The sequence below is a fragment of the Burkholderia sp. 8Y genome (assembly GCF_902506145.1).
Taxonomy (GTDB): Bacteria; Pseudomonadota; Gammaproteobacteria; order Burkholderiales; family Burkholderiaceae; genus Caballeronia.
This window is the reverse complement of sequence record NZ_LR733520.1, coordinates 619916-645282: the sequence shown is the minus strand read 5'-3', so window position 1 is coordinate 645282 and position 25367 is coordinate 619916. Positions and strand designations below refer to the sequence as shown.

Annotated in this window: 23 protein-coding genes and 1 tRNA gene; 14 read left to right on the top strand and 10 right to left on the bottom strand. The window is 65.2% G+C overall.

Going from position 1 to position 25367, the window contains the following annotated elements; all coding sequences use genetic code 11:
- Nucleotides 1-8: 8 nt before the first annotated feature.
- The 3 genes from GV035_RS13580 to GV035_RS13570 all read right to left on the bottom strand — a co-directional run bounded on the left by GV035_RS13580 (nt 9) and on the right by GV035_RS13570 (nt 2494).
- The gene (locus GV035_RS13580; protein WP_159835590.1) at nt 9-974 is read right to left on the bottom strand and encodes a threo-3-hydroxy-L-aspartate ammonia-lyase; all 966 of its coding nucleotides are present in this window, start codon (nt 972-974) and stop codon (nt 9-11) included.
- A gap of 133 nt (nt 975-1107) precedes the next feature.
- Nucleotides 1108-1428, bottom strand: a complete 321-nt coding sequence (locus GV035_RS13575; protein WP_159835589.1) for a hypothetical protein — start codon at nt 1426-1428, stop codon at nt 1108-1110.
- A gap of 817 nt (nt 1429-2245) precedes the next feature.
- Nucleotides 2246-2494, bottom strand: coding sequence for a hypothetical protein (locus tag GV035_RS13570; protein WP_159835588.1), 249 nt, complete (start codon nt 2492-2494; stop codon nt 2246-2248).
- A gap of 154 nt (nt 2495-2648) precedes the next feature.
- Here GV035_RS13570 and GV035_RS13565 point away from each other — a divergent pair, with 154 nt between their 5' ends.
- From GV035_RS13565 to trmB, 4 genes are all read left to right on the top strand, one after another.
- Complete coding sequence (locus GV035_RS13565) at nt 2649-3209, top strand: YggT family protein (RefSeq protein WP_159835587.1); 561 nt, start codon at nt 2649-2651, stop codon at nt 3207-3209.
- A gap of 65 nt (nt 3210-3274) precedes the next feature.
- Nucleotides 3275-3349 (top strand) — tRNA-Gly (locus tag GV035_RS13560).
- Between the two features lie 470 nt (nt 3350-3819).
- Complete coding sequence (locus tag GV035_RS13555) at nt 3820-4392, top strand: hypothetical protein (RefSeq protein WP_159835586.1); 573 nt, start codon at nt 3820-3822, stop codon at nt 4390-4392.
- 234 nt (nt 4393-4626) lie between these two features.
- A complete protein-coding gene (trmB, locus tag GV035_RS13550) occupies nt 4627-5376 on the top strand; it encodes a tRNA (guanosine(46)-N7)-methyltransferase TrmB (RefSeq protein ID WP_159835585.1) in 750 nt (249 codons plus the stop codon).
- Between the two features lie 68 nt (nt 5377-5444).
- Here the strand turns inward: trmB and GV035_RS13545 are convergent, their stop codons facing one another.
- The 3 genes from GV035_RS13545 to GV035_RS13535 form a co-directional block, all read right to left on the bottom strand.
- Nucleotides 5445-6278, bottom strand: a complete 834-nt coding sequence (locus GV035_RS13545) for an undecaprenyl-diphosphate phosphatase (protein WP_159835584.1) — start codon at nt 6276-6278, stop codon at nt 5445-5447.
- Nucleotides 6279-6339: 61 nt separating this feature from the next.
- Nucleotides 6340-6927, bottom strand: a complete 588-nt coding sequence (locus GV035_RS13540) for a DUF1439 domain-containing protein (RefSeq protein ID WP_159835583.1) — start codon at nt 6925-6927, stop codon at nt 6340-6342.
- A 50-nt stretch (nt 6928-6977) separates the two neighbouring features.
- Nucleotides 6978-7259 carry a YkgJ family cysteine cluster protein gene (locus tag GV035_RS13535; protein ID WP_159835582.1) on the bottom strand — a complete coding sequence of 94 codons (282 nt, stop codon included), beginning with the start codon at nt 7257-7259 and terminating at the stop codon, nt 6978-6980.
- A gap of 127 nt (nt 7260-7386) precedes the next feature.
- On the opposite strand from GV035_RS13535, the gene hemN reads away from it, so the two are divergent.
- The 10 genes from hemN to GV035_RS13485 all read left to right on the top strand — a co-directional run bounded on the left by hemN (nt 7387) and on the right by GV035_RS13485 (nt 20629).
- On the top strand, nt 7387-8769 hold the full coding sequence (gene hemN / locus GV035_RS13530; RefSeq protein ID WP_159835581.1) for an oxygen-independent coproporphyrinogen III oxidase: 1383 nt from the start codon (nt 7387-7389) through the stop codon (nt 8767-8769).
- A gap of 226 nt (nt 8770-8995) precedes the next feature.
- Nucleotides 8996-10375, top strand: a complete 1380-nt coding sequence (locus GV035_RS13525) for an amidase (protein ID WP_159835580.1) — start codon at nt 8996-8998, stop codon at nt 10373-10375.
- Nucleotides 10376-10514: 139 nt separating this feature from the next.
- Nucleotides 10515-11033, top strand: coding sequence for a disulfide bond formation protein B (locus GV035_RS13520; RefSeq protein WP_159837888.1), 519 nt, complete (start codon nt 10515-10517; stop codon nt 11031-11033).
- A 243-nt stretch (nt 11034-11276) separates the two neighbouring features.
- Entirely contained in the window at nt 11277-12803 is a 1527-nt protein-coding gene (xdhA, locus tag GV035_RS13515) for a xanthine dehydrogenase small subunit (protein WP_159835579.1), read from the top strand.
- The gene (gene xdhB, locus GV035_RS13510; protein WP_159835578.1) at nt 12800-15169 is read left to right on the top strand and encodes a xanthine dehydrogenase molybdopterin binding subunit; all 2370 of its coding nucleotides are present in this window, start codon (nt 12800-12802) and stop codon (nt 15167-15169) included. The genes xdhA and xdhB overlap by 4 nt, the downstream gene beginning before the upstream one ends.
- A 45-nt stretch (nt 15170-15214) precedes the next feature.
- Nucleotides 15215-16231, top strand: a complete 1017-nt coding sequence (gene xdhC / locus GV035_RS13505; protein ID WP_159835577.1) for a xanthine dehydrogenase accessory protein XdhC — start codon at nt 15215-15217, stop codon at nt 16229-16231.
- Between the two features lie 45 nt (nt 16232-16276).
- Nucleotides 16277-17299, top strand: a complete 1023-nt coding sequence (locus GV035_RS13500) for an adenosine deaminase (protein WP_159835576.1) — start codon at nt 16277-16279, stop codon at nt 17297-17299.
- Nucleotides 17300-17332: 33 nt separating this feature from the next.
- On the top strand, nt 17333-18703 hold the full coding sequence (locus GV035_RS13495) for an NCS2 family permease (protein ID WP_159835575.1): 1371 nt from the start codon (nt 17333-17335) through the stop codon (nt 18701-18703).
- A 28-nt stretch (nt 18704-18731) separates the two neighbouring features.
- Entirely contained in the window at nt 18732-20060 is a 1329-nt protein-coding gene (gene guaD / locus GV035_RS13490) for a guanine deaminase (protein ID WP_159835574.1), read from the top strand.
- A gap of 128 nt (nt 20061-20188) precedes the next feature.
- On the top strand, nt 20189-20629 hold the full coding sequence (locus tag GV035_RS13485) for a hypothetical protein (protein ID WP_159835573.1): 441 nt from the start codon (nt 20189-20191) through the stop codon (nt 20627-20629).
- Between the two features lie 17 nt (nt 20630-20646).
- Here the strand turns inward: GV035_RS13485 and GV035_RS13480 are convergent, their stop codons facing one another.
- From GV035_RS13480 to GV035_RS13465, 4 genes are read right to left on the bottom strand one after another with little or no spacing between them, the layout of a single operon-like run.
- Nucleotides 20647-21711, bottom strand: coding sequence for a 2-aminoethylphosphonate aminotransferase (locus tag GV035_RS13480; protein ID WP_159835572.1), 1065 nt, complete (start codon nt 21709-21711; stop codon nt 20647-20649).
- Nucleotides 21711-22889: a phosphonopyruvate decarboxylase gene (aepY, locus tag GV035_RS13475; protein WP_159835571.1), complete on the bottom strand. Its 1179-nt coding sequence runs from the start codon at nt 22887-22889 to the stop codon at nt 21711-21713. Before aepY ends, GV035_RS13480 begins: the two co-directional genes overlap by 1 nt.
- Nucleotides 22882-24579: a phosphoenolpyruvate mutase gene (gene aepX, locus GV035_RS13470; RefSeq protein ID WP_159835570.1), complete on the bottom strand. Its 1698-nt coding sequence runs from the start codon at nt 24577-24579 to the stop codon at nt 22882-22884. The genes aepY and aepX overlap by 8 nt, the downstream gene beginning before the upstream one ends.
- Nucleotides 24576-25361, bottom strand: a complete 786-nt coding sequence (locus GV035_RS13465; protein ID WP_159835569.1) for a phosphocholine cytidylyltransferase family protein — start codon at nt 25359-25361, stop codon at nt 24576-24578. Before GV035_RS13465 ends, aepX begins: the two co-directional genes overlap by 4 nt.
- Nucleotides 25362-25367: the final 6 nt, after the last annotated feature.

Sequence of the window (25367 nt, the reverse complement as noted above, 5' to 3'; positions counted from 1 at the left end):
GGCCCGCTTCACGCGATGAACTGCGCGAGCCGCGCCAAGTCGACGTTGCCGCCGCTCACGATCACGCCCACGCGCTTGCCCTCGACCGGCACCACCTTCTGAAGCACCGCCGCCGCCGCGAGGCAGCCGGTCGGCTCGACGACCATCTTCATGCGCTCGGCAAAGAAGCGCAGCGTATCGACGAGCTGCGCGTCGCTCACCGTGACGATGCGGTCCACGTGCTTTTGAATGACCGGGAAGTTGTATTCGCCGACGTGCGTGGACGCCGCGCCATCCGCGATGGTGCGCGGCACCTCGATATGCACGATCTCGCCGCGTGCGAGCGACTGCTGCGCGTCGTTGCCCGCTTCCGGCTCGACGCCGATCACCTTGCACGACGGCGAAAGCGCCGCCGCCGCGAGCGCAGAGCCCGCGATCAGCCCGCCGCCGCCGAGACACACGAAAAGATAGTCGAGCGGTCCGGTTTCCTCGATCAACTCCTTCGCCGCCGTGCCCTGCCCCGCGATCACGTGCGGATGGTCATACGGCGGAATCAGCGTCATGCCGCGCTCTTCGGCCAGCACGCGGCCAATCTCCTCGCGATTCTGCGTGTAGCGGTCATACGTGATGACTTCGCCGCCATAGCCGCGTGTCGCTGCGATTTTCGCGGCCGGTGCGTCTTCCGGCATGATGATCGTCGCGCGGATACCGGCCAGCTTCGCCGACAGCGCGATGGCCTGCGCGTGATTGCCGGACGAATACGTGATGACGCCGGCGGCGCGCTGCGTGTCGTCGAAATGCGAGAGCGCGTTATAGGCGCCGCGAAACTTGAAAGCGCCCATACGCTGGAAGTTCTCGCATTTGAAATAGAGCGACGCGCCTGCAATTTCGTCCGCCGTGCGGGACGTGAGAACCGGCGTGCGATGCGCGACACCCTCTATGCGGCGGGCGGCATCGGCGACGTCTTCGAAAGTCGGGGCAGGAAGTGGAAGCATCGGATGGAAAGGGCATCAGGGAAAATGCCATTCTCGCCAGTTCCGCAGCGAATCGGAATAGCCAGTTTCATCGACACGAAAAAAACGAGCCCCTTTCGGGCCCCGTGCGGTCAAATCGCGAGGAAAGCGATTGTCAGTGCCAGTGGCCGCGACCGTACCCGTAGCCATGACCATACGGGTGGCCATAATACCCGTGCCTCCAATAAGGACGGCCATAGTATCCATAGCCATATCCGCCCACGACGACTGCCGGCGGCGGCGCATAGACGACAGGCGGAGGCGGCGCGACATAAACCGGCTGCGGCGGAGCGATATAAACCGGCGCGGGCGGCGCCTGATACACCGGATAAGCCGGCACTCCGATGCCAACCCCGATCGAAACATGAGCTTGCGCCGCGCCGACGGCACCCAGGCCGAGAGCGCCACCGATCAACACATGACCGAGCTTTTTCACTTTGTTTCTCCTCGCCGCTTCGGGCCGACCGGTCCAATCCGGTCGCGCGGCTGCGTAGTCTGAATTTAGCGAAAAAGCCGCATGATCGCACGGGCCAGTTGTTGCAAATTGCAAGGTTACGATTCGGCGATTCCCGTACTGGCTGCGGCATGGCCGGTGGAACGCGCCGGACGGCAAGGGGCAGAGCCGCTTGCTTATCGGCGCGTCCTCGACGAACGCACGCGCGAAGTAACGTATCTTTACAAATGAAATCAAAAGCCCCGCCGGACGCGCCGTCCGGCGGGGCTTCGCATGAGATGACGACTCCTTCGGGGCGGCTTCAGCCTACTTTCACATAAGCGAATTCGCGTGTGACATTAGGCGGAACATACGCCGCCCCTATGACGACACGCGGCGTCAATCGCTTCTTTTGATCCCACCAGCGACGCCTTTGGGCCTGGCTCAAGAAACGCAGATGCTTTCGATAAGAGAAAATGCTCATGCGACCTCCGAACGTAGCGTTTTGAAAACGTCGAGGAAAGCAGCCGTTAAAAGCCAGCAATGCGTTTCCGTTAATCACTCTTGTCTTTAGTATTCGCGCCCGGTTCGTTCATCAATGTTCGCAAAGGAACCAAAACACGCAAGCCGCGTGCGTTGCACCACACTTAGAGCAGAAAACATGCCACGAATTAAACGGCGCAATGCCGACAGACTCGTCGCGGCGTCTGATTCAATCGTTTTCTGTGATCCTATCCTGCCATCTTTGCGTGAAACGCGCTCGCGGGAAGCGTCGCAGGTCGGCAACATCAGGGTTTTCGGCGATGTGTCTCAGCATGCGCTATGCTTGCAGCCGCCTTTCATTGAGCCGCGGCGACAATCGCTCGTGGTTGTTCGACAACGCGCCCAAGCCGCCCCGAAGCCATGTTAAGGTGACGTCCGGCGCCCCACCGGCATTGACGGTGGGCGGGGAATGCTCGGCGCCATCCGCTCCAGGAGAAAGGAGTTGGCGCTCGCCGGCCTCGGTCTCGGCGCGACGACTACAGATGACATTCAGGCCAGAGAACGAATAATGATCAAAGTCACTCATTACGGCTCGCGCGACGCAGCATGCGCGTTCGCCGCGCCACCGCACCGTCAGTCCCGGCAGCCGGGCAGCGGCCGCTAGCGTCACCGCCCGTTCCCTTCGCTTTTCCCGACCCCGGCGCGGCCATTCCGCCGCCACGTTTTCCAAGAGGACCGAGATGTTCGGCGATATCGCCCGCTTTCTGCTCAATACTGTCTTTACCCTGTTCGGCGCGGCGCTGCTCCTGCGCGCGTGGATGCAGGTCGTACGCATGCCGCCGTACAACCCGGTGTCGAATGCCGTCATGCAGGCGACCAACTTTATCGTGCTGCCGCTGCGCAAGATCTTGCCGGGCGGCAAGATCGACTGGGCCAGCATTCTGGCCGCCTATATCGCGGCGCTCGTCTATGTGACGTTGATGGTCTATCTCGCCGGCGTCGATCCGACGGTCATGCTGCCGATGCTGCTGCTCGTCGCGGTGCTGACGGTCGTGAAGTGGGCGCTGAACCTCATCATCTGGATGACGATACTGATGGCGCTGCTTTCGTGGCTCAATCCGCAGTCGCCGGCCATGCCGCTCTTGTTTCAGATCACCGCGCCGTTTCTCGATCCGCTGCGCCGCATCCTGCCGCGCCTCGGCGGCATCGACCTGTCGCCGATCCTGCTCTTCGTGATCGTGCAGGTGCTGCTGATGGTCGTGACGCGCGTCGCGGTTTCCATGACGCTCTTCGGCATCTGACGCGGGCCGCGCCGCCCGCCACGATTGCGCGGCGGCGCGCGTTGCGCTTACAATAGTCGGCTCACGCGGGCGTCGTATAATGGCCATTACCGTAGCTTCCCAAGCTACTGACGTGGGTTCGATTCCCATCGCCCGCTCCAACACCTTCCTAAGTCGTCAATTTCACGTCAACGCCGGACCTGATGGTGTGAGTCTCCACAAGGCTTCTACAGTGGTGGTCACTGCGACGGGACATCGTGCCTCAATACCGCCGCCCTAGCGGCATCTCCGCAGTGCGTCTTGTCGTCCCAGAACGCTCGGGTGAGTTCGTTTGTCGCACAAAGAATCAACCTTCGACAGATCTGCGAAGCCTTGAAATCGAAAATGCGGCGGCGTTCAGGATTCAACTTCACTCGTGCAATCGCTTTCTGGCGATGGACGCGGAAAAAACTCAGAGATGAAAGCCCGCTACTGACTGGCGACTGACTGATTCAAGTTTCGGAGGCGGCGGGCGCTACCGGTCTCTCGCCCGGCGCACTTGCTGGCGGGCTTCTCAACGATCGGGCACAGGTATTTGAGCACGCGCAGGGGCTCTACCGCTGGACGGTCCCCGATTCGGACCCGATCGGCCATGACGCCAATGACGCTTCGGGGCGCGCGCATTACGATTGCTGCGAACGATGAGGCCATCGTTTGCGGACTACACGTTCAACGGGGACCTAGCTTGCGCAAGGAAACACTAGACTTCATTTCCGCAGTGATTGGCCATCTTGCATGGCCGACGTTGATTTTGATTTTGGCTTTGTTGTTCTATAGAACTCTTCTCGATATGCTGGCGCGGGTGAAGTCGATCAAGCATGGCGAGACCGAATTGACGTTCGCCAGGCAGAGCAAACGGAAGCTCGCTGGCGAGCTAACGCCTGCGGAAAAGGCTCAAATACAACGCGATCAGATCATCTCGAAGAATGAGCACTACACGTTGTATGCGAACGGAACATTCGTGCAGCGAATTTCAGCGACCTCGCTGCCGGGTAAGACTTCAAAGTTAATCTTCCCGATCGCGTTTCCCAACGAGGCCACCGCGGTACAGGTCATCGGCGACGTCTCGGCGCGGTTCATTGGCCTCACATCAACGGGTTGCACCATCGCTTACTCATCGGATTCTGCCCAATGCATGATTGAAATCGTTGTCACTGGTGTCTAATTCCGACCGGCGGCTTCTGCTACAATCGTCTCTCACAGGCATTGCGTGGAGTGGGCGTCGCCTGCTTGCTTCTTTCTTTTCCAAAATCAGCTACTTGGGGTTTGTCTAGTGCGTACGGTCGATTCCCATCGCCCGCTCCAGTTTCACGAGCAACAGATAAGCGAAAGCCGCCTTCCAACCTGCGAGGCGGCTTTTTAGTTTTCGCGCGACGCTTCTTTGCCTTCCGATCCCGCCATGAACGACCAATCCCACGATTCCCACGACGACGACGCGCTTGCCGCAGGTCAGCGTTCCGAGAGCGAGGCGTCGCAGCCGCTGCATCATCGCCGTATCCGCAGCTTCGTGACGCGCGCGGGACGCGTTTCGCCGGGACAGCAGCGCGCGATAGATGAACTGGGTCCGCGCTTTATCGTGCCGTACGCGCCGCACGTCGCGGACTGGGACGCGCTCTTCGGCCGGCAGGCGCCGCGCATCCTCGAAATCGGCTTCGGCATGGGCGCAACCACGGCGGAGATCGCTGCGGCGCGTCCCGACGACGACTTCATCGGCGTGGAAGTGCACGAACCGGGCGTCGGCGCGCTGCTGAAGCTGATCGGTGAGCAGCAGCTCGGCAATATCCGCATTCTTCAGCACGACGCGGTCGAAGTGCTCGAACAGATGATCGCGCCCGCGAGTCTGGACGGCGTGCACGTTTATTTCCCCGATCCGTGGCACAAGGCGCGCCACCACAAGCGCCGGCTCATTCAGCCGAAATTCGTGTCGCTCTTAAGGTCGCGCGTGAAGCCGGGCGGCTATCTGCATCTCGCAACCGACTGGCAGAACTACGCGGAACAGATGCTCGATGTGCTTTCAGCCGAACCGATGCTCGAAAACACGGCGGACGGCTACGCGCCGCGTCCGGCGTATCGGCCGGTGACGAAGTTCGAGCGTCGCGGCTTGCGGCTCGGACACGGCGTCTGGGATCTGCTGTTTCGCCGCAAGTGATTGCGCGATGAATAGCGAAACGCCACGGCAAGCCGTGGCGTTTGCGTTTTTGCGGCAGCGGTGTCGAATCAATCGGCCCAGCTCAGGCCGCCGCTATAACCGACGATCAGAATCAGCAGCCCGAAGCCGATGCGATACCACGCGAATGCCGTGAAATCGTGCGAGGCCACGTAACGGAGCAGCCATCGCACGCAGATGAAGGCGCTCACGAACGCGGACACGAGCCCGACGGCGAAGAGCCCGAGGTCGTTCACGGTGAGCGTGCGCCAATACTTGGCCATTTCGTAGAGCGTCGCGCCGAAGATGATCGGGATGGCGAGGAAGAACGAGAACTCGGTGGCCGCGCGGCGCTCCAGCCCGAACAGCATCCCGCCGATGATCGTCGCGCCCGAGCGCGATGTGCCGGGAATCAGCGCGAGGCATTGCGCGAGACCGACCTTAAACGCATCGGCATAGGAAAGATCATCGACCGAATGCACGCGCGGCGGCGTGGCGCGATCGCGCTGACGCGCCTCCGCCCACAGAATCACGATGCCGCCGACGATCAGCGCCACCGACACCGGCACCGGCGAAAACAGCACCGACTTGATCTTCTTTTCGAGCAGCAGGCCCAGCACGACGGCCGGAATCGTCGCGATGACGACGTTGATGGTGAAACGCCGCGCGTCCGGACGGCTCGCGAGACCGCCCACGACCGAGCCGATCTTCGCGCGAAATTCCCAGCAAATGGCGAGAATCGCGCCGAACTGGATGACGACGTCGAACGTCTTCGCTTGCGCGTCGGTGAAATTGAGCAGACTGCCCGCGACGATCAGGTGTCCCGTGCTCGAAACCGGCAGAAACTCCGTCAAGCCTTCCACGACGCCCAAAACGAGCGCCTTTACCATCAGAATCCAGTCCATCCGTCAGCCCTTGTTCGCTTTTTTGCTGTGGGTGTGGAGCACCGCGCGCGAAGATTTCCATTTACTTCTCGACGATCTGAACGCGTATGCCGTTTGTAAGGACTGTGATTGTACCGGGTTCGTAAGACACGCCCGCGAACTGCAATTCTTCCGGTTTGAACGCGTAGATCGGATAGCGGTCGAGCAATTGAGCAGCGAGCAGCGCGCCAGCCGCGGCGATTTGTTGGTTGTACTGCGCAGCGTCGCCGGTCAGTTGCGAATCGTCAACCGTCGGCGAGACGAGCACGACCGAGTGGGTCGGCGCATCGTAGGCCAGTTGCGTCGACAGCGTGAACGCGCCGTTCACCGGATTCGGCATGAAAGGCGTGGAAAGCCGCGCATCCACGCGCACCGTCACGCGATTGCGGTCCGCCGCCATGCCGACGACAGGATTGCTCAGCAGGACATCGAAGATTTGCCGCGCCGTGCGTTCCAGCGGAAACTTGCGCGCGACGGCTTCCTGTACCTGCTTTTGCGAGAATGTGTAGTGGTCCGGAATAAACGGAAAGATGGACGCGGCGTGCGCCGTCGAGGCAAGCGCGAGTGCCGGCAACGCGGCGAGCGCGCCCAGCAGCAACCGGCGCCTGTGCGGCGCGGCGGGTCGTGACATGCGGGAATCTCCTCTACTGAACGTCGTAACGGTGCTTGGACAGACGAACTTCATTGCGGTTGCGTGTCGATTTCGAGCCGGGTCAGCCATCGAACGGCGTAGTCGCGCGATTCTCCGCACATCTCGGCGGACGGCTGCAGGCCGCCGCAGCACGCCGGCCGGCGCGGATCGCCGAAGATCTTGCAGCGCAGATTCTCGTCAAGCTGGACGCACGGCTCGCCCGCGCGCTTGCCGTGCGGCATGCCCGGAATCGGGCTCGTGATGGACGGCGCGATGCAGCACGCGCCGCATCCTTCGCGGCAGGCATGAGGGGACGAAGACGGAATGGACATGACGAAAGCGGACGAGACAGCGGCTAATGCGCCATTGTCCCATGCCAGCCGAAGGGGACTGCGGCGTTATCACGCAACGCGCGCACGCACGCGCACACGTAAGATCGGCGCAACCCAAAGGCTGCCCATGACTCCCGCCGACTCACTCTTCCGCCCGGACCTGCTCGCCCGCTACGACGCGCACGGCCCGCGCTACACGTCGTACCCCACCGCCGTCCAGTTCACGGAATCGTTCGATCCCGCGCATTACTTCGATGCCGCCAGCCGAGGCGGCGCATCGGCGGATCTGTCGCTGTACTTTCACATTCCGTTCTGCGACACCGTCTGCTTCTATTGCGGCTGCAACAAGGTCGCGACGAAAAACCGCACGCACGCCCGCCCATATCTTGATCGCATGAAACGCGAACTCGCGATGCAGGCCGCGTGCTTCGATACGCGCCGCCCCGTCACGCAGCTTCACTGGGGCGGCGGCACGCCCACTTTCCTCTCGCACGAGGAAATGGCCGAACTCATGGCCGCCACCGCTGCGCACTTTAACCTCGTGGACGACGCGCGCGCCGAATATTCGATCGAAGTCGATCCGCGCGAAGCGTCCGCGCAAACCGTCGCGTTGCTGCGCGAGCTCGGCTTCAACCGGCTGAGTCTCGGCGTGCAGGATTTCGACGAGCGCGTGCAGCAGGCGGTCAACCGCATTCAGCCGCGCGCCATGACCGAAGACGTGATGCGTGCGGCGCGCGAACACGGCTTCAAGTCGGTGAGCGTCGATCTGATCTACGGCTTGCCGCATCAGAGCGTCGAGAGCTTCACGCGCACGCTCGACGCGATCATCGCGCTCGCGCCCGACCGCGTGTCCGTGTTCGGCTATGCCCACATGCCCGCGCTCTTCAAGATGCAGCGCCAGATCGACGAAGCCGCGCTGCCCTCGCCCGCCGTGCGCCTCGCCATTCTGGAGCGTGTGATCGAGCGAATGAGCGATGCAGGCTACGTCTACATCGGCATGGATCATTTCGCGCTGCCCGGCGACGAACTCGCCCGCGCCCACGAAGCGGGCACGCTGCAGCGCAATTTCCAGGGCTACAGCACGCATGCGGACTGCGATCTGATCGGCATCGGCGCGTCGTCGATCGGCAAGCTCGGCGACGTCTACGCACAGAACGCACGCGATCTGGCCGACTACGCGGCGGCCATCGACGCGGGGCGCTTCGCGATTCAGCGCGGCGTGCGCCTTAGCGCCGACGATCTTCTGCGCCGCGACATCATCATGCGGCTCATGTGCGGCGGCGTGCTGCGCGTGGCCGACATCGAGCGCGCGCACGGCATCGACTTCGCCGACGCTTTCGCGGCTGAACTCGCGCGCCTCGCGCCGATGGCCGGCGACGGCCTGATCGACATCACGCCCGAGGCCATCCGCGTGCTGCCCGCCGGACGCATGCTCGTGCGCAACGTCGCGTCGGTATTCGACCGCTATCTGGGACAGGCGGGCCTCCGGCGCTTCTCGCGGACCATCTGAGCGCACGATTCATCGCGGCGGCCACGCGGTGGCCGCGTATTTCTTACTGGGCTGGCTTAGAATGACAGCCACCCTGGGCGTCCGGCTTCAGTCCGCCACGACCGCCCGCCCCTTCACCGCGATGCGCCGCGCTACCGCCCGCATCGGACCGCCGCCGGCACGCGTTGAACGAAGCCCGCCGCACGCTTCGCCTGCGCCGCCGCCGGCAACGCCACTGCTCGATGCCATGCCAACCACTTCGCCGCAGTTCGCCCCGCTAGCCCTCCTCGCCGCCGAATTGAAGTGCGGCCGCACGACGAGCCGCGCGCTCGTCGAGACCGCGCTGGAACGTATCGCCGATCCCAACGGACAAGGCGCGACCGTTTTCCTTCAGGTCGATGCGGAACACGCCCGCGCCGCCGCCGACGCCCACGACGCGCTGCGCCGCGCGGGCACGGTGCTCTCGCCGCTCGCCGGCATTCCGGTGTCGGTGAAAGATCTGTTCGATGTCGAAGGCCAGGTGACGCGCGCCGGATCGCGCGTGCTGGCGAATGCGGCCCCCGCCCGAGCCGACGCCGTCACCGTCGCGCGCCTGCGCCGCGCGGGCGCGGTGATCGTCGGGCGCACGAACATGAGCGAGTTCGCGTTTTCGGGCCTCGGCCTCAATCCGCACTACGGCACGCCGCGCTCGCCGTACCGCGCGAGTGTGCCGGACGACGCGCGCATTGCAGGCGGATCGTCGTCGGGCGCGGCGGCGTCGGTGGCCGACGGCATGGCCGCCGTCGCGCTCGGCACCGATACGGGCGGGTCGCTGCGCATTCCCGCTGCGTTCTGCGGCCTCACCGGCTTCAAGCCGACCGCGAGCCGCATTCCGAAACAAGGCGGCGTGCCGCTTTCCAAGACGCTCGATTCATTCGGGCCGATCGGCACAACGGTCGCATGTTGCGCGCTCGTCGACCGCATTTTCGCGGGGCGCGAGCCGGACGTGCCCGCCACGCGCCCGCTCGACGGCGTGCGCCTCGGCGTGCTCACGAATTACGTGACGGACGGCGTGGAAGCGCCCGTCGCGCAAGCCGTGCAGGCGGCGGTCGATCATCTCGCGGCGGCGGGCGCGCTCGTCGAGGACGTGCGCTTCGCGCCGCTCGACCGTCTGCCGGAAATCAACCGTTTCGGGCTGGTGTCGATCGAAGCGTATGCGTGGCATCGCAAGCTGATGGCCGAGCACGCCGCCGAATACGATCCGCGTGTGCTCGCGCGTCTGATGCGCGCCGAAACCGCGAGCGCGGCGGATTACATCGAACTGTGCGAGGCCCGCGCCGCGATGATCGACGCCGCGCGCACGACGCTCTGGCAACGCTTCGACGCGATTCTTTGCCCGACGGTGCCTCTGCTGCCGCCGCGCTTAGCCGAGCTTCAGAGCGACGACGATCACTTCGCGCGCACCAACGCGCTCGTGCTGCGCAACCCGACCACCTTCAATTTTCTCGATGCCTGCGCGCTGTCGCTGCCGTGTCATCGGCGCGGCGAGGCGCCGGTCGGGCTGATGCTCGCGGGCGCGCCGAATGCCGACGACACGCTGCTGTCCATCGGCCGCGCGGTCGAAGCCGTGCTGGAGACGACGCGCTGAAGCGCCGCATCGTCCAGAAAACGCGGCTGTTTTTCCCGCCGGGCGATCGCGCTAGAATTCCTGCGCGATGCCCGCCCGGTCAGGTGCTTCCTTCTCGAATCGTTGCGAAATAATGAACAACCATCTACATCACTTCACGATGCACGAGGACGACCGCGCGCTGCGCCGCGAGCGGCGGCTGCTGACGCTGCTGGGTCTCGTGTGTCTCGCGCTCGTCGCCGGGGCGCTCTATCTGCAGTTTTTCCACGGCGAAGACCCGTGTCCGCTCTGCATCATCCAACGCTATTTCTTCGTGCTGATCGCCGTGTTCGCGTTTCTCGGCGCGGGCTTCAACGGCTGGCGCGGCGTCGCGCTGCTGGAGACGCTCGTCGCGCTCGCGGCGCTCGGCGGCCTCGCCACCGCCGTGCGGCACGTCTACATTCAGGCGAATCCCGGTTTCAGTTGCGGCTTCGACGCATTGCAGCCGGTTGTGGACAGCCTGCCGCCCGCGCGCTGGCTGCCGCAGGTCTTCAAGGTCGCGGGGCTGTGCGAAACGGCTTATCCGCCCATTTTCGGGCTCTCGCTGCCGCAGTGGTCGCTGGTCGCCTTCGCGATCATTTTCCTGCTGGTCGCGTTCAGCATTCGGTCGCGGCGCAAAACGCGCGCGGCGGCGCTTTAACTGCCTTCGGCGCGGGCATTCACGGCCCGCGCGTGTTAGCTTTCTCTCGCATTTCCCTTCCCCGCATTACCGCTTCCGCATAATCTGAATACGATCCCGAAAATAATTTTGGGATATTGCGGTGCTATGGTCGAGGCTGGATGGCGATCTACGTGCGCGCAGTCCGCGTAACATGCCCGATTTTCGGGATGCAGGCGGACACCGCGTAACGCGCGCCTGGTCCGCAATGTCCCTGCCCGGCTCATGACAACGCACACCATCCGCTTCCTGCACCACGGCGCCGTCCGCGAAATCGGCGACGCGCCCGCCACCCGCACGGTGCTTCAGCATCTGCGCGCGAACGACTGCACCGGCACGAAAGAAGGCTGCGCCGAAGGCGACTGCGGCGCCTGCACCGTCGTCGTCGGCGAACTCGATTCAGCCGGCGAACTCGCGCTGAAAGCCGTCAACGCGTGCATCCAGCTTCTGCCGACGCTCGATTCACGCGCGCTTTTCACCGTCGAAGACCTGCGGGGCGCAGACGGCGCGCTGCATCCGGTGCAACAGGCGCTCGTCGATTGCCACGGCTCGCAATGCGGCTTTTGCACGCCGGGCTTCGTCATGTCGCTGTGGGCGCTGTATCACGCGCATCCGCGCGTTGCCGGGCCGCCTTCCCGCGATGAAATCGCCGCTGCCATTTCCGGCAACCTGTGCCGCTGCACGGGCTATCGGCCAATCGTCGACGCCGCGGAGCGCATGTTCGACTATCCGCCGCCGGCTTTCGACCGCGATGCGATCCGCGAGACGCTTGGCCGCCTGCGCCGCGCGCAGACTTTCGAGTACCGCGCACCGGACGCGCGCGGCGAAGCCTTCGGCACGCCGGCCTTTCATGCGCCCGTCACGCGCGCCGAATTCGCGCGCCTGCGGGCAGCGAACCCGAACGCGCGGCTGCTCGCGGGCAGCACGGACATCGGTCTGTGGATCACCAAGCAGTTTCGCGATCTCGGCGACATCCTGTTCATCGGCAATGTCGAGGAACTGAAGCGCATCGAGCGCGACGCGCAGACGGTGACGATCGGCGCGGCGGCATCGCTGGAAGATGCGTACGCCGCGCTCACCGCCGATTACCCCGAATTCGCCGAACTATGGACGCGTTTCGCGTCGCGCCCGATCCGCAACGCGGGCACGCTTGGCGGCAACATCGCGAACGGTTCGCCGATCGGCGATTCCATGCCCGCGCTCATCGCGCTGAACGCGGAACTCGTGCTGCAACACGGCGGCCAGACCCGCACGATGCCGCTCGACGCCTTCTATCTCGCTTATCAGAAGACCGCGCTGGAAGCGGGCGAATTCGTCGCGGCTATTCGCGTGCCGCGCCCGGGCGCGGACCTGCGGTTCCGGACCTACAAGGTCGCGAAGCGTTACGATCAGGACATCTCCGCCGTCTGCGCCGCCTTCGCGATCCGGCTGGACGACACGCATCGCGTGACGAGCGCGCGCATTGCGTTCGGCGGCATGGCGGCGACGCCCAAGCGCGCGAGCCACACGGAAGCGGCTCTCATCGGCTCCGAATGGACGGATGACACCGTGCGCGCGGCCATGAACGCGCTCGACGCCGACTTTCAGCCGCTCACCGACATGCGCGCGTCGAGCGCGTACCGGGCGAACGTGGCGCGCAACCTGCTGCGGCGTTTCCATCTCGAGACGCGCGCAGACGCGCCGCTCGCGCTCGCCCAGGTGAACGCGTTCGCGTATGCGGCGCATGCGTCGATCTCCGAGGAGCAGCCATGAACAAGGCCAGCGAACCGATTGCACTCGATGCCGCCGATGCCGCCGGCGCCGCGCTGCCGCACGAATCGGCGGCACTGCACGTGAGCGGCGAAGCCGTCTATACCGACGACATCCGCGAGCTGCGCGGCACGCTGCACGCGGCGCTCGGGCTGTCGCGCCATGCACATGCACGCATCGTCTCGATGAATCTCGATACCGTGCGCGCCGCGCCCGGCGTCATCGCGGTGCTGACCGCCGCTGACATTCGCGGCGAAAACAACTGCGGCCCCGTGCTGCACGACGACCCGATCCTCGCCGCCGACGAAGTGCAGTATCTCGGGCAGCCGGTGTTCGCGGTCATCGCCGAGACGCACGATCTGGCGCGCCGCGCCGCCGCGCTCGCCAAAAGCGACGATGTCGTGCGCTACGAGCCGCTCGAAGCCGTGCTCACGCCGCGCGAAGCGAAGGCGCGCAAGCAGTTCGTGCTGCCGCCGCTGCATCTGAAACGCGGCGATCCGGACGCGCGCATCGCGGGCGCGAAGCATCGCCTCGCCGGGGAATTCGAGGTCGGCGGGCAGGAGCAGTTCTATCTCGAAGGCCAGGTGGCCTACGCGGTGCCGAAGGAATCGGACGGCATGCTCGTCTACAGCTCGACGCAGCATCCGAGCGAGATGCAGCAGGTCGTCGCGCACATGCTCGACTGGCCGACGCACGCGGTCGTCTGCGAATGCCGGCGCATGGGCGGCGGCTTCGGCGGCAAGGAATCGCAATCGGCGGTCTTCGCGTGCGTCGCGGCGCTCGCGGCGCACGTGCTCAAGCGCCCCGTGAAGCTGCGCGCCGATCGCGACGACGACTTCATGATTACCGGCAAGCGCCACGACGCGGTCTACGAATACGAAGCAGGCTTCGACGACGACGGCCGCATCGTCGGGGCGCGCGTCGAGATCGCGCTGCGGGCGGGCTATTCGGCGGACCTGTCGGGCGCGGTCGCGACGCGCGCCGTGTGCCACTTCGACAACGCCTATTACTTAAGCGATGTCGATATCCGCGCGTTCTGCTGCAAGACCAACACGCAGTCGAACACGGCGTTTCGCGGCTTCGGCGGCCCGCAAGGCGCGCTCGTGATGGAAGTGATGCTCGATGAAATCGCGCATCGGCTGAAGCGCGATCCGCTGGACGTGCGGCGCGCGAACTATTACGGCATCGACGAGCGCAACGTGACGCCGTACGGCCAGACGGTCGCGGACAACGTGCTCGCGCCGCTCACCGACGAATTGATCGCCTCCAGCGGCTACCACGCACGCCGCGAAGCGATCGCCGCGTTCAACGCGACCAACGATGTGCTCAAGCGCGGCATCGCGTTCACGCCGGTCAAGTTCGGCATCTCCTTCAACGTGCCGTTTCTGAATCAGGCCGGCGCGCTCGTGCACGTCTACAAGGACGGCTCGGTGCTCGTCAATCACGGCGGCACCGAAATGGGCCAGGGGCTCAATACGAAGGTCGCGCAAGTGGTGGCGAGCGTGCTCGGCATCGGACTCGCGCGCGTGCGGGTGACGGCCACCGATACATCGAAGGTCGCGAATACGTCGGCGACGGCGGCATCGACCGGAAGCGATCTGAACGGCAAGGCGGCGGAAGCGGCGGCGTTGACCATTCGCGAGCGTCTCGCGGAACTCGCCGCGAAGCAGCTCGGCGGCGCGAGCGCGGACGTGCGCTTTCACGGCGGCGTCGTGGAGGCGAACGGCGGGCAGATGCCCTTCGATCAACTCGTCGCGGCGGCGTATCTGGCGCGCGTGCAGTTGTGGTCCGACGGCTTCTACGCGACGCCCAAGGTCCACTGGGACGCGAAGACGCTGACCGGCCATCCGTTCTACTACTTCGCGTATGGCGCGGCGGTGTCCGAAGTCGTCGTCGATACGCTGACCGGCGAATGGAAGCCGCTGCGCGCGGACCTGCTGCACGACGCGGGGCGTTCGATCAATCCGGCCATCGATATCGGGCAGGTGGAAGGCGGCTTCATACAGGGCATGGGCTGGCTCACGACCGAGGAACTGTGGTGGAACCGCGACGGGCGGCTGATGACGCACGCGCCTTCCACGTACAAGATTCCCGCCGTCAACGACACGCCCGCCGCGTTTAACGTCGCGCTCTTTCGCGGCGCGGGCAACGACAACGCCGAGCCGACCGTCTTCCGCTCGAAAGCGGTCGGCGAGCCGCCGCTGTTGCTGGCGTTCTCGGTGCTGCTCGCCATTCGCGCGGCCATCGCGGGCGCTGCGCCCGACGCGCCGGACGCGCCCAAACTGCGCGCGCCCGCCACGCCCGAAGCGATTCTCGACGCGCTCGCCTTTGTCTGCGCGGAGGCCGACGCCGCCGCCCCGGTAAACTAGCGCCTGCGACGACGCAAATCCCGATCCTCTCCCGGAGCCTCATCCATGCAAGTTTGGCTGCACGACCTGCAACACCTGCTCGCGCACGGCGACGCCGTCGTGCTCGTGACGGTCGCGCGTGTCGAAGGCTCCGCGCCGCGCGAGCCGGGCACGAAGATGATCGTCACGCGCGAGGACGCCCGCTACACCATCGGCGGCGGCCATCTCGAATGGAAGGCGATCGAAACCGCCCGGCAAGTGCTGAAGGACGGCATGCGCAGCCCGCGCATGAGGCGGCTCGAGCGTTTCGCGCTCGGCCCGAGCCTCGGCCAGTGCTGCGGCGGCGCGGTCGTGCTCGCGTTCGAGCGGCTCGACGTATCGGACCTGAACTGGGTCACTTCGCTCGCCAAACGCACGGCGGCCGGGCTGTCGACGGTGCGCAGCGTTTCGTTCGCGCCGATGCCCGACGCCGTGATGCTGTCCGATCCCGAGCCGGGCGCCGACACCGCCGACTGCCTGTTGTGGGACGGCGCGGGCTTCGACGAGAGCGGCGCGCTGCTCACCGAAACCATCGCGCCGCGCGACTTCCAGGTCGTCCTGTTCGGGGCGGGTCACGTGGGCGCCGCGCTCGTGCGCGTGCTCGCTACGCTGCCCTGTCACGTGCGATGGGTCGACGAGCGCGACGCCGCTTTTCCGGCCGCGCAGTTCGTGCCGGACAACGTGACGATCGAGCCGAACGACGCACCCGACGAAGCCGTCGACCACGCGCCGGCGGGCACGTATTTCATCGTCATGACGCACAACCATGCGGTGGATCTCGTGCTCGCCGAGCGCATTCTCGCGCGCGGCGACTTCGCGTTCTTCGGCATGATCGGCTCCCACACGAAGCGCCGGCAGTTCGAACACCGGCTCGCGGCGCGCGGCATCGACCCCGCGCGCATCGCGAGAATGGTGTGTCCGATCGGCATCGACGGCATCGTCGATAAAGCGCCGGAAGTGATCGCCGTCGCAGCGGCCGCCCAGCTGCTGCAGGCGGTGGAAGCGCGTGCCGAGCTCTCCGCGTCGTCGCAACAGACCGCTTGACCCCGAGCGGAAGCCCCTAGCATCGACATAAGAACCTCTAAGCCCATGAATCCCACACTCGCCGACAAGATTGCGCGCGCACCGAAGGCGGAACTGCACATTCACATTGAAGGCTCGCTGGAGCCGGAGCTCATCTTCGCGCTGGCCGAACGCAACGGCGTGAAGCTCGCGTACGAGTCGATCGACGCGCTGCGCGCCGCGTACGCGTTCTCCGACCTGCAATCGTTTCTCGACATCTACTACGCGGGCGCGAGCGTCCTGCTCACCGAAGCCGACTTCCACGACATGACGATGGCCTACGTCGAGCGCGCGCTCGCCGATCACGTCACGCACGCGGAAATCTTCTTCGATCCGCAAACGCATACGGAGCGCGGCGTCGCCATTGAAACGGTCGTCGCGGGCATCGAAAGCGCGCTCGCCGAAGGCGAAAAACGCGGCCTCACGTCGAAGCTGATCCTGTGCTTCCTGCGCCATCTTTCCGAAGACGACGCGCTCGCCACGTATGAAAGCGCGCTGCCGCTTTTCGACCAGTACGCGCACCGGCTGATCGGCGTCGGGCTGGATTCGTCGGAACGCGGGCATCCGCCGTCGAAATTCGCGCGCGTCTTCGCGAAGGCGCGGGAACGCGGGCTGAAGCTCGTCGCGCATGCGGGCGAGGAAGGTCCGCCCGCGTACGTCTACGAGGCGCTCGATCTGCTCAAGGTGGATCGCGTCGATCACGGCGTGCGCAGCATCGAGGACGCGGCGCTCGTCGCGCGTCTCGCCGATTCGCGCGTCGCGCTGACCGTGTGTCCGCTCTCGAACATCAAGCTCTGCGTGTTCGACGACATGACCAAGCACACGCTGAAAGACCTGCTCGATCAGGGCGTCGCGGTGATGATCAATTCCGATGATCCCGCCTACTTCGGCGGCTACGTCAACGCGAATTACTTCGCTATCGTGGATGCGCTGAAGCTGTCGGACAAGGAGGTCTACACGCTGTTGAAGAACAGTCTGGAAGCCTCGTTCGTCACCGACGAGGAACGCGCCGCGATGGTCGCGCGCCTCGACGCGTACTGGAAGCAATAAATCCAAGCACTAACCGTACTGAACGCAATAAAGATGGACACCACGGCAACAACTCAACGCGACACCACGACCCTCGAACGGTTCTTCGGCATTCGCGCGGCGGGCTCGCGCACGAAGACGGAAATCGTCGCTGGCATCACGACCTTTCTCACGGCGATGTACATTATCGTCGTCAATCCGGGCATTCTCTCGCAGGCCGGCGTGCCGTTTCCGGCGGCGCTCACGGCGACCGTCATCGTCAGCTTTCTCGGCAGCTGCGCGATGGGCCTCTACGCGCGCAATCCCGTGCTCGTCGCGCCCGGCATGGGCATGAACGCGCTCTTCGCCTTCGTGATGGTCCACGGCGGCAAGATGCCGTGGCAAACCGCGCTCGGCTGCGTGTTCTGGGCCGGCGTGATCTTCACGGTGCTCGCCGTCTTCAACGCTCGCAAGCTCGTCGTGGATGCGATTCCCGCGAATCTGCGGCACGCGGTGTCGTGCGGCATCGGCTTGTTCATCAGCCTGATCGGACTCGTGAACGCGAAGTTCGTCGTCGGCGATCCGGTGACGATCGTGCATTCGGCCTCGCTCAATCCGGTCGTCATCACGTTTCTCATCGGCCTCGCCGTGACCACGATTCTCGTCGCGCGCAAAGTCACCGGCGCGCTGATGCTCGGCATCGTGTTCACGACGATCATCGCCATTCCCATCGGCCGCGTGTGGGGCGACGGCAGCGCGTACTGGCCCGCCGCCATCGCCACGAAAACGCTCGTCAACTGGAACGGCCTCTTCGCCGCGCCGGACTTTTCGGGCATCGGGAAACTGGACCTGACCGGCGCGCTGAAGGTGGTCTACTGGCCGTTCATCTTCGTGATGCTCTTCACGTCGTTCTTCGACGCGCTCTCCACCTTCATGGCAATTTCGGAAGCCGGCAAGCTCTTCGACGAGAACGGCAACCCGCGCAACATCCGCCAGTCGATGATGGTGGACGCGTTCTCCGCGCTCGTTTCCGCGCCGCTCGGCACAAGTCCGGCGAACGCGTATATCGAATCGGCGGCGGGCATTTCGGCGGGCGGGCGCACGGGGCTCGTCGCCGTGGTGGCGGGTCTGTGCTTCCTGCCGTTCCTCTTTCTCTCGCCGCTTCTGTCGCTCGTTCCGGCGATCGCCACGGCGCCCGCGCTCGTGCTCGTCGGCGTGTTCATGATGGAAGCGATCACGCAGATCGAATGGCATCGCTTCGACGAGGCCATTCCCGCGTTCCTCGCGATGATCCTGATTCCGCTGACCTACTCGATCACCGACGGCGTCGCGTATGGCTTTCTCGCGTTCGTCGTGCTCAAGTCCGCGACCGGGCGCGCGAAGGAAATCAAGCCGGCGATGTGGATCATCGCGGCCTTCTCGCTCGTATTGCTTTCGCAGTTGTAGACATCACAGAAATCGGAGACGTTGCACCATGACTCAGACCGCCTACCGCGCCCAACTGCTCACCTTCCGGGAAGACCCGGCGCTCGCCGCCGACGGCGCGGTGTATGAAGCCGATGGCCTCCTGATCGTCGAGGACGGCAAAGTGGCCGCGGCGGGCGCGTATGCGTCCCTGCGCGACACGCTCGGCGCGGACGCAACCGTCCACACCATGCGCGACAAGCTGATCGTGCCGGGCTTCATCGACTCGCATATCCACTTCCCGCAGACGGACATGATCGCGTCGCCCGCGCCGGGTCTTCTGCCGTGGCTCAACACGTACACGTTTCCCACCGAGCGCGGCTTCGAGAATCCCGCCGTCGCCCGCGAGACGGCGAGCTTTTTCCTCGATGAACTGCTCGCGTGCGGCACGACGACCGCGCTCGTCTACTGCACGGTGCACAAGCAATCGGCGGATGCGTTCTTCGCCGAAAGCGAGGCGCGCAATCTGCGCATGGTGGCGGGCAAGGTGCTGATGGACCGCAACTGCCCCGAGTTTCTGCGCGACACGGCGCAGTCCGGCTACGACGACAGCGCGGAACTCATCGCGCGCTGGCACGGCCGCGGCCGTCAGCATTACGCGCTGACGCCGCGCTTCGCGCCGACATCGACCGAAGCGCAACTGGAAGCCTGCGGCGCGCTCGCGCAGCAGCACCGCGACGTGTTTATCCAGACCCACGTCGCGGAGAATACCGACGAGATCAAGTGGGTCGAGAGCCTGTTTCCGGGGCACCGCAGCTATCTGGACGTCTACGACCACTACGGCCTGTTGCGGCGGCGCGCGGTGTACGGCCACTGCATCTATCTCGACGATACCGACCGGCAGCGCATGGCGGAAACCGGCGCGGTGGCGTCGCATTGCCCGACGTCGAACCTGTTTCTCGGCAGCGGTTTGTTCGATCTCGAGAAAGCGGGCGCGTCGAAGATGCCCGTGGCGCTCGCGACGGACGTCGGCGGCGGCACGTCGTTTTCCATGCTGCAAACGATGAACGAAGCGCACAAGGTCGCGCGTCTGACGGGGCATCACCTGAGCGCGACGCGCATGTTCTGGCTCGCGACGACGGGCGCCGCGCAAGTCCTCGAACTCGACGACACGATCGGCACGCTCGCGCCCGGCAGCGAAGCGGATTTCGTCGTGCTCGATCCGTCGGCGACGCCGCTGCTCGCCCGCCGCACGGCGCGCGTGGAGTCGCTCGAAGAACTGCTGTTCGCGTTCGCCTTGCTCGGCGATGACCGCGCGGTGTTCGAAACCTACGCGGCCGGCAAGCGCGTGCACGCGCGCGAGCGGCGCAGAACGGCGGCGCTGGAACTCGCGGCGTGAGCGTTCAAGAAGCGCCCTTCCGACGAAGGGCGTTTTTTTCGCGAGGCCGACTCAACCTGGTGATCCGAGCACAATCCTTGCACGCTCGTTAAAGTGCAAGCTTTCGTCCGTCACCGTGAAGATTCGTCATGAAGGCCGCCGCGCTTCTCTTTCGCCTCGCCGCATCCCTCGCGCTCGCCATGCTGGGCGCGCCGTCGCATGCTCGCGCAATCGAAGCGCAGCTCGACTGCCGCTCGACCGCGCACGATTTCATCGCGCCGCTTCAGCAGGACGGGTTGATCGAGAAAAAGCCGATGCGCGTCGAGCCGAACTCAGTCAACGCGTTTCGGGCGGTCAAGGGCGCCGTGCTGACGGCCTACGGCTTCAAGGTGTACGCGGTCGTGGGCTACCAGAAGGACGACCCGATCTTCAAACAGGGCAACGGTGAGCCGATTGCGGATTCGGCTTACGGCGTGGTCGTCTGGGCCAGCGACGACGCCGTGCAGGAGAAGGTTCACGCGGCGGGCAGCGACGCGGACGTGCACCACGTCGCGCCCTTCATCACGGCGATCTTCTGCAAAGGCCCCTGACGCGGCTGCAAAGACGCTTAACGAAGCAGTTCCGCGACGGACGCAACCAGCCGATCCATGTCGCTGGCATCGAGCGCGCCCATCGTCGAGATGCGGAACAGCGTCTTCGACAAGCCGCCCTGCCCCGCGTAGATCACGAAGCCCCTGGCCTTCAGCGCGTCGTGCAGCGTTTCATAGCTGACGCCCGCCGGCAGCCGGTACGCGCGCAGCACGACCGACGACTCGTCCGCCGGCAACGCGCTCTCGATGCCGAGCGCCGCGAATCCCGCGCGCACCTGCTCCGCGAGCGCCGCATAACGCGCGTGGCGCGCTCGCCAGCCGCCTTCGTCCTCGAATTCGCGCAACGCTTCGACGAGCGCGTAGTACGCATGCACCGACGGCGTGAACGGCGTGTTGCGCGCGTCCTGCAACTTCGCGAGCCGCGCGATGCCGAGGTAGTACGTGCGGCTCGCGGCCTTTTCCAGCGCGTCGCGCCGCGCGATCACGAACGCCGCGCCCGGCACGCCGTGCAGGCACTTGTTCGCGGTCGCCGCCACGGCGACGATGCCGCCGCCGTCGAAGTCGATCGCTTCCGCGCCGAAGCTGCTCACGCCATCGACCAAAAGGCCGACGCCGCGCTCGGCGCACGCCCGCGAGAGCGCGTCGAGCGGATTCAGACGGCCCGTCGTCGTTTCGTGATGGATAATCGCGACATGCGAGAACGCCTTCTCGTCGATCATCGCGACGATGGCATCGGTGTCCGGCGCCTGCATCCATTCGTACTTGAGGACTTCGTGCTCGATGCCGTACTGCGCCGCGATCTGCGCGATGCGGTCGCCATACACGCCGTTTTCCACGACGAGCAGCCGCCCGCCTTGCGGCACGAGGCCCGCGATCATGCTTTCGACCGCCGCCGTGCCGGAGCCGGTCATCAGCACCGCCGTCCACTTCGCGGGATGGAGCTCGTACGCCGCGACGAGCCGCGTTCTCGCTTCGTCCTGCAGGTCGAAGAACTCCGGCTCGCGGTGGCACAGGTCGGTCTGCAACAGGCTGTTGCGCACGCGTTCGGTCAGCGTGACGGGACCGGGATTGAGCAGCAGCATCAGCGTTCTCCGATGTGTCGTTGCAGGCGCGCGCGCACGTCTTCCGGCGTGATCTTCGGGCGCGGCAGGTCGGCGGGCGTGCCGGTGCGGATCGACAGACGCGCGAAGCGTGCGCCTTCGGGTGCTTGCGCGTCGAAGAGGCGGTCGATCACGCCGATGTCCTCGCCGTCGAGCGCCATCGCGTAGCCGCACGCCGACGCGATCGACGCGAAATCGACGCCGCGCGAGACGGTCGCCTGTCCGCCAGTCGATTCGTGCGCGCCGTTGTCGAGCAACAGATGAACGAGGTTGGACGGGCCGTACGCGCCGAGCGTCGAGAACGCGCCCATGCGCATGAGTGCGGCGCCGTCGCCGTCGAGCGCGACGACGGTCAGATCAGGACGCGACAACGCGAGCCCGAGCGCCATCGGCGTCACGCAGCCCATCGAGCCGACGAGGTACAACTGGTTCTCGCGGTCGTCGATGGCGTAGAGTTCGCGGCCGCAGAAGCCGGTCGATGCGAGCACCACGGTCGAATCCTGCGGCGTGCGTGCGATCACGCGTTCGAGGGCGTCGTGGCGCGTCACGCGCTCGCCTTCGAAACGCGCGACCGGCGCCCTTTCTGCGACAGCGCGAACGCCCGACAGACCGGTCTTCTTCAACTCGTAGGGCGCGACGCTGCCCTTCTGCATCACGAGCGCGTAGGGACGGCCGGTGCGGTCCATGTATTCCGTCGCGCGGTCGAGCGCCGGACCGATGGCGTCCGCTTCCGTCGGGAAAAGCTCCCACGGAATCTCCATCGTGTCGAGCATCTGCGGCGTGACCGGGCCCATCAGCGCGTGCTGCGGCTCGTCGGCGACGCCCGGCTGGCCGCGCCACGTCACGATCAAAAGCTGCGGCAGGCGAAACGTCCACGTGAGCGAAGTCAGCGGACTCACCGCGTTGCCGAGCCCGGAGTTCTGCATCATCGCGATGCCGCGACGTTTGCGCTCGCCGCTTCCGGCGCCGTTTCCTGCCCCAAGCGCGACGCCCGCGATCAGCGCGACCGCATCGCCTTCGTTCGCCGCCGACACGTAATGCAGCGATTCGTCCTGCAGCACGTAGTTGATGAACGGCGTGAGAAACGAGCACGGCACGCCCGCATACCAGTCGAAGCCGCGTGCGCGCGCCGCTTCGACGAACTGGGCGGCCTCAATCACGCGCGTTCTCCATGCCTTCCGAGCCGATCGGCGTTTGTCCGTGCGCGAAGTCGCCCGCGCGGCGGAAGTCGTCGAGGTCGTTCACGCCGCGCCAGTGGCCGTGCACGTATTGCACTTCGATCTTTTCGCCCGCCGCGACGAGCGCATTCAGGAGCGCCGCCATGTCGAGCGTATCGAAGTCTGGACGCGTCTGAAGCTGCGCGAGGACCGCCAGCAGGCGGTCGCGCGCGCCGCCGCGCACATTGATGAGACCCATCCAGCGGCCCTGCGGCGCGCGGCCGTCGGTCAGGGCGTGTCCCGCGCCGACCACGCTTTCGAGCCACACTTTCTGGCCGAAGAGCGCGCGGTCATCCGGTTGCGAGCAGTAAGCGAAGTCGGTCGCGGACGCGCCCGGCTGCGGCGTCTGCGACGAATCGACGACGACGCAGAAGTCGCTCGGCGATTCGACCAGATCGCGCAGGATATAGCTGCGGAACAGCAAATCGCCGTAGGAGAGCACCGTATCGCCGGTGATGTGCTTCGCGGCGCACGCGAGGGATGCCAGCTCGCCCGTCGACGCGTGCTTGTCGTTGACGACGAGGCGAACGCCCGAGGTATCGATCGCGTCGGCGCGGTAGCCGCCGACCACGGTGATGTCGTTGATGCCTTCCTTCTTGAACGCCTCGACGAGATGGCGCAAAAGCGGCTTGCCCGCGACCGGCAGCATCACTTTCGGACGATCCGCCGTCACGGCTTCGAGGCCCGCGCCGCGGCTTGCCGCCAGCACGACCGCGCTGCGCTTCTCGTTGGCCGCCGTCAGATAGAGGTTCTCGGCGGCCGAGTATTCGTCGGCGTCTTGCAGGCGGAAGATCTCGTTCACCGACGCGATGCGGTCTTCCACGTTCACGAGCGTTTCGCTGTCGTGGATTTCCTTCGCGATGGCCTGCATCGCCGAGACCGAGCCGCGAATCAGATGGTTCGCCCAGATCACGCAGCTGATGCCCGCCTGACGGAACACGTCGGTCGGCGTGCTGTAGTACTTGGTCGGCACGATCACGAGCGGACCGCGCCCCGCCCATTCGCGCGCGAAGGTCAGGATTTCGTCGGGCTTCGAGAGCTTGCTGTGAATGAGGATGGCGTCCGCGCCCGCCTGGCGATACGCCTCGGCGCGCTTGAGCGCCTCGTCCATGCCCCAGCCTGCGATCAGCGCCTCGACGCGCGCGACGATGGAGAAGTTCGGATCGCTCTGCGAATCCTTGCCGGCCTTGATCTTGCCGCAGAACTCGTCCATGTCGGCGAGCGGCTGCGCTTCACCGTTGATGAAGCTATTGGTTTTCGGGAACTGCTTGTCCTCGATGCACACGCCCGCGATGCCGCGCTGCTCCAGCTTCTTCACGAGCCGGCGAACGTTGTTGAAGTTGCCGTAGCCCGTGTCGCCGTCGAGCAGAATGGGAAGATCGCTCGCGTCGGCCATGAATTCGAGGTTATCGACGACCTGCGTCCAGCTTGCTTCATTGTTGTCGCGCACGCCGAACTGCGCGGAGATGGAGAGGCCCGAGCCCCAGATCGCCTTGAAGCCCGCTTCCCGCGCAATGCGCGCGGAAATGCCGTTGTGCGCTTCCATCAGGAATTCGAGGCGGTTGCTTTGCAGCATCTCGCGCAGACGCAGGGTGCGCGAATAGCCGACGGGAATGGTTCCGGGTGCGTTCATCGTTGTAGTGCTCCTGTTGCTCCGGCGAACTGACGCAGCGGTTGCAGTTGCGGCAGCACTTCGCCGGCTGCGCGCGTCACGTCGTTCTGAAAGTCGATTTCGATCCACGGCGCGCCGGTGACATCGGCGATATCGAACACGTGGGCTTTCTCCAGCAGCAGGTCGCGCACCGCTTCTTCATGCGGCATCTTCGCGCGGCCCGTCTCGATGTAATGCGCGACGATATCGGCAAGACGCGTGGCCGTCTTTTCGTCGAAACGGAAAAAGCCGACCGATTCGCCGATGGTGTCGTACTTCAAGCCCGCCGCGACCTGCTTGCGCAGCTCCACCGGCACGCCGTTCTCGATGCACAGCTTCACCGGCTCGTCGCCCGCTTCGAAGTCGCGGTCGATCAAGAGGCGGTTCACGGTGCCGCCCGCGACCAGCGGTTCGATGATGCGCTCGTCGTAGAGGACGTCGGCGTCCATCAGCAGCACGTCGCCGCCGCGCGTCATCGCCTCGCGCGCGGTGTGCACGGACAGCACGCTGCCGAGCGTGAATTCGTCGTTCACGACGATTTCCGTCTTCGGCTTCCAGTCGATCGACGCGAGTTCCGCCTCGATCTGTTCGTGCTTGAAGCCGGTGACGAAGACGATTTCATCGACGCCCGCGCCCTTCAGATAATGAAGATGGCGTTCGAGGAGCGACGCGTCGCCAAAGCGCAGCAGGCATTTCGGCCTTTGCTGGCCTTCCGGCTGAACGAGACGCAGTCCCATCCCGGCCGCAAGAATGATTGCGCGCATGCTTAT